This is a genomic window from Neoroseomonas rubea, from assembly GCF_016106015.1.
Classification (GTDB): domain Bacteria; phylum Pseudomonadota; class Alphaproteobacteria; order Acetobacterales; family Acetobacteraceae; genus Neoroseomonas; species Neoroseomonas rubea.
The window spans coordinates 1-7,595 of record NZ_JACADQ010000191.1 but is presented as its reverse complement, the minus strand read 5'-3'; the positions used below and the strand labels follow the sequence as shown (position 1 = coordinate 7,595).

At 71.8% G+C, this 7,595-nt stretch carries 8 protein-coding genes and 1 pseudogene; 4 read left to right on the top strand and 5 right to left on the bottom strand.

From position 1 onward, the window contains the following. Both HW577_RS16435 and HW577_RS16430 read left to right on the top strand, forming a co-directional pair. The coding region (locus HW577_RS16435; protein WP_198377232.1) for a methyltransferase domain-containing protein at positions 1–760 on the top strand (760 nt) is incomplete at its 5' end. 102 nt (positions 761–862) lie between these two features. Beyond that, complete coding sequence (locus HW577_RS16430) at positions 863–2,047, top strand: pyridoxal-phosphate-dependent aminotransferase family protein (RefSeq protein WP_198377231.1); 1,185 nt, start codon at positions 863–865, stop codon at positions 2,045–2,047. Here HW577_RS16430 and HW577_RS16425 read toward each other — a convergent pair. Beyond that, entirely contained in the window at positions 2,026–2,673 is a 648-nt protein-coding gene (locus tag HW577_RS16425; RefSeq protein ID WP_198377230.1) for a DapH/DapD/GlmU-related protein, read from the bottom strand. The genes HW577_RS16430 and HW577_RS16425 overlap by 22 nt on opposite strands. 248 nt (positions 2,674–2,921) lie before the next feature. On the opposite strand from HW577_RS16425, the gene HW577_RS16420 reads away from it, so the two are divergent. After that, entirely contained in the window at positions 2,922–3,563 is a 642-nt protein-coding gene (locus HW577_RS16420) for a VOC family protein (protein ID WP_198377229.1), read from the top strand. A 72-nt stretch (positions 3,564–3,635) separates the two neighbouring features. Here the strand turns inward: HW577_RS16420 and HW577_RS16415 are convergent, their stop codons facing one another. Next, positions 3,636–4,265 (bottom strand): class I SAM-dependent methyltransferase, encoded by a 630-nt coding sequence (locus HW577_RS16415; RefSeq protein ID WP_198377228.1) that lies wholly within the window; start codon positions 4,263–4,265, stop codon positions 3,636–3,638. Between the two features lie 110 nt (positions 4,266–4,375). On the opposite strand from HW577_RS16415, the gene HW577_RS16410 reads away from it, so the two are divergent. Further along, positions 4,376–5,749, top strand: a complete 1,374-nt coding sequence (locus tag HW577_RS16410; protein WP_198377227.1) for a PleD family two-component system response regulator — start codon at positions 4,376–4,378, stop codon at positions 5,747–5,749. A gap of 150 nt (positions 5,750–5,899) precedes the next feature. On the opposite strand, the gene rpmG is transcribed toward HW577_RS16410, so the two are convergent. From rpmG to HW577_RS16395, 3 genes and pseudogenes are all read right to left on the bottom strand, one after another. Further along, positions 5,900–6,067, bottom strand: coding sequence for a 50S ribosomal protein L33 (gene rpmG / locus HW577_RS16405; RefSeq protein ID WP_188966603.1), 168 nt, complete (start codon positions 6,065–6,067; stop codon positions 5,900–5,902). A 101-nt stretch (positions 6,068–6,168) separates the two neighbouring features. Next, positions 6,169–7,158 carry an iron exporter MbfA gene (gene mbfA / locus HW577_RS16400; RefSeq protein ID WP_198377226.1) on the bottom strand — a complete coding sequence of 330 codons (990 nt, stop codon included), beginning with the start codon at positions 7,156–7,158 and terminating at the stop codon, positions 6,169–6,171. Between the two features lie 244 nt (positions 7,159–7,402). Next, positions 7,403–7,595: pseudogene (locus HW577_RS16395) on the bottom strand (S41 family peptidase); the annotation flags it as partial.

Below are 7,595 nucleotides of genomic sequence, written 5' to 3'. Positions count from 1 at the left end.
CGCGCCGGCCGCGCCCGCGGCCGAGCCGCCCGAGGCCGTGGCGCTGCGCCGTCGCGCGGCGCAAACAGGCTGGTACCAGACCATTGACCTCGGCCATGGCGTGCTGACGCCGGGCGAGTTCAACCACATCCCGCACCTGCCGAAATACCGGCTGCCGGAGGATCTCTCCGGGCGGCGGGTGCTCGACATCGGGACCTTCGACGGCTTTTGGGCCTTCGCCTTCGAACGGCTTGGCGCGGCGGCGGTGATGGCACTCGATGTCGAGACCTTCGGCGACATCGACCTGCCCCCGCCAGTGCGCGCCGCGATGGACCCCGCGACGCTCGCGACCCCGGTCGGCCGAGGCTTCGCCATCGCGCAGGACGTGCTGGGATCGCGTGTCGAGCGGCGCCTCGGTAGCGTCTATCGGCTGAATGAGGCGGAGGTCGGGCGCTTCGACGTGGCGCATATCGGCAATGTGCTGGTGCATCTGCGCGACCCGGCGCTCGCGCTGCAGCGGATGCGCGCGGTGACGCAGGGCTTGGCCATCGTGTCCGAGACGGTGGACGAGGACCTGGACGGCATGGGGGACGCGCCCCTGATGCGCTACATGGGCGGGCAGGAGAACTGCAACTGGTGGCGCTTTTCCACCGCCGCGCTGCTGCGGATGGTGCGCGATGCCGGCTTCGCGCGGGCGGAGGTCGTGGCACGCTTTGCCATCCCGCTGCGCGGCAGCGCGCGGGACCAGCGGCAGGTCGTGATCCACGCCCATACCGGCTGAGGGGGTCGCCGTATCGCGCCCGCTCATGGGCGCGACCAGCCGAACTCATTGGCGCGGCGCGCGATCCTGGCGCATGAAGCGGCCTGTCGAGAGGAGCCGCCCATGGCCTATTTCCAGTCCAAGCCCGTCGCGGGCCGCCACTTCCTGCAGATCCCGGGCCCGACAAACGTGCCCGACCGCGTGCTGCGCGCCATGGACAACCCCACCATGGACCATCGCGGCCCAGATTTCGGGAAGCTCGGCCAGCAGCTGCTGGAAAAGGTCCGGCATGTCTTCAAGACCGAGAGCCATGTGATCATCTACCCGGCCTCCGGCACCGGGGCCTGGGAAGCGGCGCTGACCAACACGCTGTCCCCCGGCGACCGCGTGCTGATGTGCGAGACGGGCTGGTTCGCGCATCTCTGGCACGAAATGGCCGGGCGGCTCGGCATCGTGACGGATTTCGTCAGGACCGACTGGCGCCGCGGCGCCGATGTCGCGCAGATCGAGGCCCGCCTGCGGGAGGACAAGGACCACGCCATCAAGGCGGTCTGCGTCGTGCACAACGAGACGAGCACGGGCTGCACCAGCCGCATCGACGAGGTTCGGCGCGCGATGGACGCCGCGGGCCATCCCGCGCTGCTGCTCGTCGACACCATCTCCTCGCTGGGCTCCATCGACTACCGGCACGACGAATGGGGCGTCGACGTCACCGTGGCGGGCAGCCAGAAGGGGCTGATGCTGCCGCCGGGCCTGTCCTTCAACGCCATTTCGGCCAAGGCGCTGAAGGCCAGCGAGACGGCGCGCCTGCCGCGCTCCTTCTGGGACTGGAAGCCGATGCTGGCGGCCAACGCGACCGGCTACTTCCCCTACACGCCGGCGACGAACCTGCTCTACGGGCTCGATGCCGCGGTGGACATGCTGATGGAGGAAGGGCTCGAGAACGTCTTCGCCCGCCATGACCGCCATGCGGAGGCCACGCGCCGCGCCGTGCGTCACTGGGGCTTCGAGATCCAGTGCGCCGAGCCGCGGCACTATTCCTCGGCGCTGACCGCCGTGCGCCTGCCGGAAGGCCATTCGGCCAACGGCCTGCGCGCGACGATCCTCGAGAACTTCAACATGAGCCTCGGCAACGGGCTCGGCCAGCTGAACGACCGGGTCTTCCGCATCGGCCATCTCGGCGATTTCGGCGACCTCTCGCTGATCGGCACGCTGGGCGGGGTGGAGATGGGGCTGCGCAAGGCCGGCATCCCGCACCAGGACGGCGGCGTTCAGGCGGCGATGGCCTATCTCTCCGGCAACGGCTGAACGTCCCAGCGGTCGCAGAAGGCGGCGATGTCCTCGGTCTGGAACTCGGCCACCCGCGCGAGCACCGTCTCGAAGGGCCAGTCCCACCAGGCGATGCGGGCGAGCCGCGCGGCGATGTCGCGCGGGAAGCGCTCCCGGATCGGCCGGGCGGGCACGCCGCCGACGATCGTGTAGGGCGCCACGTCGCGCGAGACGACGGCGCCGGCGGCAAGCACCGCGCCGTCGCCGACCGTGACACCCGGCAGCACGATGACGCCGTGGCCGATCCAGACATCGTGGCCGATCCGCACCCGGTCCCCGCGGCGGTCGGCGAAGAAGGCCGCGTCGCGCACCGCCGCCGCGTCGTAGTATTCGGGCACGTAGGTGAAGCGGTGCAGGGAAGGTCGGCCCATCGGATGGTTCGGCGCGCCGATCCGCACATCGGCCGCGATGGCCGTGAACTTTCCGATCTCGGCATCGGCCACCATGCAGTCCCGGCCGAGATAGCTCGCATCGCCGATGGTCGCGTATTCGATCGCGCAGCGTTCGCCGATCTCGCACTGCCGGCCGATGCGCGCCTCGCGCAGCCGCGCGGTGGGGTGGATCGCCGTCTCGGCGATCTTCGGGGGGGATGCGTGATCGTTCATGCGTGTCTCCGCGCGCGGAACAGGTTATTGTGATCGCAGAGTCGCGCAAACGTCGCGCGACCGTCACGAACGGGACCCCGCTTGCCGCGGGGTTGAGCGCGGCTCATGGTCGCGCGACGCCGAGGGGGAAGCATCGTGCCGGCGCCATCGAGGTCAGCAGCCCGCCCGGCGGGCATGGTGCCCTGGTCGGCGGCCGCGCGGCTGCGACGCGCCGAGGTTCCGTCCGAACGCGAGAACGCAGGATACGCATGGCCGAGATCGACCACATCGTCATTGGCGCCCTGAGCCTCGAGGACGGGGCGCGCTACGCGGAGGCCCTGCTCGGCGTGAAGCCCTCCAAGGGCGGCGCGCATGCGGGCCTCGGCACGCACAACATGCTGATCGGCATGGGGGCGAATTGCTACATCGAGATCATCGCGCCCGATCCCGCCCAGCCAGAGCCGCCGCATCCGCGGCTCTTCGACCTCGACGACGCCTCGCTCCGCCCGATGCTGGAGGCCGAGCCGCGCCTGATCGCCTATGTCGCCTCCACCCCCGCGCTCGACCCGCTGGTCGCGCGACTCGGCACCTCCCATGCCGGGGAGATCGCCTCCATGTCCCGCGGCGACCTCCGCTGGCGCATGGCCTTCCCGCCGCAGCGCCAGGACATGGACAACCTCATCCCGCCGATGATCCAATGGGAAGGTGAGCGCGCCGCGAAGCACATCCGCGATTCCGGCTGGCGCCTCACGGCGCTCGAGGCCGAGCATCCGGACGCCCAGGCGCTGCGGACCGCGCTCGGCGCCCGCGGCCTCGGCGATGCGGTCAAGGTGAAGCAGAGCCCGCATCCGCGCCTCGTCGCACAACTGCGCCACCGGGACGGGCGCGAGGCCACGCTCACAAGCGCGTAGCGTGCGGCGCGGCCGATGCATTATCCTGGTCCCCAGGACCCCCGCGCGCGGCGCGCCGCGCCGCGGGGCTGGTCAGCCTTGAACCGGGGTCGCATGCCGCGCCGCATCGTCGCGCCGATAGCGCCACACGCTCGCCGGCGGCAGGTTGAGCGGCGTGAAGGCTTCCCGACGCGCCGTGAGGCCGAGCGCCTTCCAGGGCAGTGGGGAGGTCACGCAATAGGTGTAGAGCAGGAAGCCACGCCCGGGTGCCACTGCCTCGACGGCATCGACGAAGGCCCGCTGGCGCGCGATCGGCAGCAGCACGAGCGGAATGCCGCAGATCGCGGTGCCGATGCGCCCGTGCAGCGCCGCGGGCAGCGCCTCGGCCAGGGCGAAGGCGTCGCCCTCGATCACCGTCACGCCCGGCAGGGCGCGGGACAGGTGGCGCGCCATCTCGGGCACGATCTCGACGACCACCAGGCGCTCGGGCGGCACGCCGCCGGCGAGCAGCGCGCGGCTGATCGCGCCCGTGCCGGCGCCGAGTTCGACCACCACCTCCTCCGGCCCGCGCGCGACCAGCGCGGCGACCTTCTTCCCGAGCGCGGGGGAGGACGGGACCACCGAGCCCATCTGCAGCGGATTGGCGAGCCAGCGGCGCAGGAAAAGGCCGATGCCGCCCGGACCCTGGGGCGAAGGACGGTCTCCGAGGGTGATCCCCGACATGCAGTGCTCCGTGACAAAAAGGTGACGATTCAAGGGGTTGGCGCCCTGGCCCTGATATGGCGCGGTCCCGTGTCGCGCCAGTTACCGTTGCGTGTCGCAGGGGGCTGCGCGTGACCGCCCGCGTCCTTGTCGTCGACGACGTGCCGGCCAACCTTCGCCTGCTCGAGGCGAAGCTGCGCGCGGAGTATTTCGAGGTGGCGCTAGCCGCCTCGGGGCCCGAGGCGCTCGCCCTGTCCTCCGCCTGGTCGCCCGACATCGTGCTCCTCGACGTGATGATGCCGGGCATGGATGGCTACGAGGTCTGCCGCCGGCTCAAGGCGCAGGACCAGACCTCGCACATCCCCGTCGTCATGGTCACCGCGCTGACCGAGCAGTCCGAGCGCGTGCGCGGGCTCGAGGCGGGGGCGGACGACTTCATCTCGAAGCCGGTCGACACGGCGCTGCTGTTCGCCCGCCTGCGCGCCTTGCTGCGCGTGAAGCAGGTGCTCGATGCGTGGCGCGTGCGCGCCGAGACGGCGCGGGAGCTCGGCTTCGAGCAGCCCGGCGCGCCGGCCGAGGAATTCATGGGATCGCGGCTGCTGCTGGCGGGCGCCGAGCCGTCCGAGGCCGCCGCGGTCGCCGCCGCCGTCGCGGCCGATGGCATGATCCTCGACCTCGCGCCCGACGAGCCCGCGGCCTGGGACATGCTGCAGGACCAACTGCACGACCTCGCGCTGCTGAGCCTCCCGCTGGCGGGCGGGGATGCGCTGCGCCTCGCCTCCCGGCTCCGCGCCCATGCCGAGAGCCGCGACCTGCCGCTCGTGCTGCTGGCGGGGGAGGAACAGCGCCAGTCGGTGCTGCGGGCCTTCGACCTCGGCGCGTCGGACCACGTGATGCGGCCGGTCGATGCGCCGGAATTGCGCGCACGCGTGCGCAACCAGTTGCGCCGGCGGCGCTACCAGGACCTGCTGCGCGAAAGCCTCGACCGCTCGCTCGAACTCGCGGTGACCGATTCGCTGACCGGTCTGCGCAACCGGCGCTATGTGCGCCGCCATCTCGAATCCCTGCTGCGGACCGGCGCGACGGCAGCGGTGCTGCTGATCGACGTGGACCGCTTCAAGCCGCTGAACGACCGGCATGGCCACGCCGCGGGGGATGCCGCGCTGCAGGAGGTCGCCGGACGGCTGCGGGAGCATCTGCGCGCCGTCGATGTCGTCGCGCGCTATGGCGGGGAGGAATTCCTCGTCGTCATGGCCGGGGCGGGGGAGGAAGAGGCGCAGGCCGTGGCCGAGCGGCTGCGGCTGGCCATTGCCGACGTGCCTGTCCCGGCGGGCAACCTGCTGCTGCCCGTCACGGTGTCGATCGGCACCGCGGTCGCGCGCGGCCAGGCGGCGGCGGACGGGCTGATCGCGGCGGCCGACGCGGCGCTGTACCGCGCCAAGGAACGCGGCCGGAACCGGGCGGAACTGGCCACGGCCGAGGATTGGGGCGCGGCGCCGGAATAGTCCCGGCCGGACCGGGCCCTGGCGCCCCTCGGAGCGCGCCGCGCGGGATCGGCGCGCCGGGACTGCCTCTCACCACGACGAAAAGGGGCGCGCCCGGCGGGCACGCCCCTGACTTCGCCAGAATCGGGCGGGTTCAGCCCGCCCGGGGCATCACTTGATCTTCGCTTCCCGGAAGACGACGTGCTTGCGCGCGACCGGGTCGTACTTCTTCTTTTCCATCTTCGCCGTCATCGTGCGCGTGTTCTTCTTCGTGACGTAGAAGTAGCCGGTGTCGGCACTGCTCACGAGGCGGATCAGGATCGTATTCGACTTCGCCATGACATGACTCCATGGCCCGGGGGCTGAGAGGCCCAGGGCGCGAGAGCGCGGAACCTAGCGTCCGCCGCGCCGGCGTCAAGCGAGAAAGGGGCGCAGGGGCCTCAGGACGCGCCGATCAGGATGCCCGTCGCGAGCACCAGCCCGCCGCCCAGCAGCACCTGGAACATCGCCCGGCGCACCGGTGTTTCCATGTAGCGGTTCTGGATCCAGACGATCGCCCAGAGCTCGACGAAGACGATCACCAGCGCCAGCGCCGTCGCCGTCCAGAAATGCGGGATCAGGTAGGGCAGGGCATGGCCCAGCCCGCCCAGCGTCGTCATGACGCCCGAGGCGAGGCCCCGCTTCCAGGGCGCGCCGCGGCCGGACAGCTTCCCATCGTCATGCGCCGCTTCCGTGAAGCCCATCGATATCCCGGCGCCGAGCGAGGCCGACAGCCCCACCAGGAAGGTCGTCCAGGGGTCCTGCGTCGCGAAGGCCGTGGCGAAGATGGGCGCGAGCGTCGAGACCGAGCCGTCCATCAGCCCCGCGAGCCCCGGCTGCACCCAGGTGAGAACGAATTGCCGGCGCGCCGCCGAGACCTCCTCCGCCCCCGCCGCACCGCCCAGATGCTCCTCGGTCAGCCGCGCCGCGCCCGCCTCGTGCCGCGCCTCGGCCGCGGCGAGGTCGCCGAGCAGCCGCCGCACCTCCGCATCCGTGCTGCGCGACGCGGCGGCGAGGTAGAAGGCGCGCGCCTGGTGCTCCATCGCCTCCGCCTCCGCCCGGATCCGCTCGAGGCCGAGGTTCTCGACGAGCCAGACCGGCTTGCGGGCGTAGAAGTCGGCCACGTGTTCCCGCCGGATCGGCAGGATCAGGTCGCCGAAGCGGGCGCGGTAGAGGTCGATCAATTGCCGGCGGTGCTCGTTCTCCTCCGCCGCCATGGCATCGAAGATGGCGGCCGAGGCGGGATAGGTCTCCCGCAGCCGGCTGGCGTAGAGCGCGTAGATCGCCCCGTCCTCCTCCTCCGAGGAAATGGCGAGTGCGAGGATCTCCCGCGGCGTCAGGCTATCGAAGCGCCGGCGGCTCGAACCGAGGAAGGGCAGGAGGCTGACCATGGGGCGGGTTCCGGGACCTTCGGGCGTCTTGCGGGCAGGTGGCATGGGCGGATGGGAAGTCCAGCCCGCGAAGGCATTGATCCGACGGCATTCCGGGCCCGGACGCCAGGGGGGGGCTGCCGATCCCCGGCCGGTCGCGCCATCCGATCACGCTGAATCCGCGTGATCGGGTTTCGTGCCGTAGGATCAGTGGTTTGCGGGGCAGGGCATCCGCTCGGCCGCTGCGGGCGGAGCGGCTATCGCTCTACCGCGCCATCGCCGCCCGCAGCGCCAGCGGATCGGTCGCCAGCGCCCGGGCGAGCGGGAGGTCGGGATCGGATGCCTCGCCCGGCGGGCAGGTGGCGCGCAGCCGCGTCGCCGTCTCCGCCGGCACCGGGTGGCGCAGGCCGCGCAATTCCGCCAGCGCCGGTCCCATCGGCCGCGCGCCGGCGCGCAGC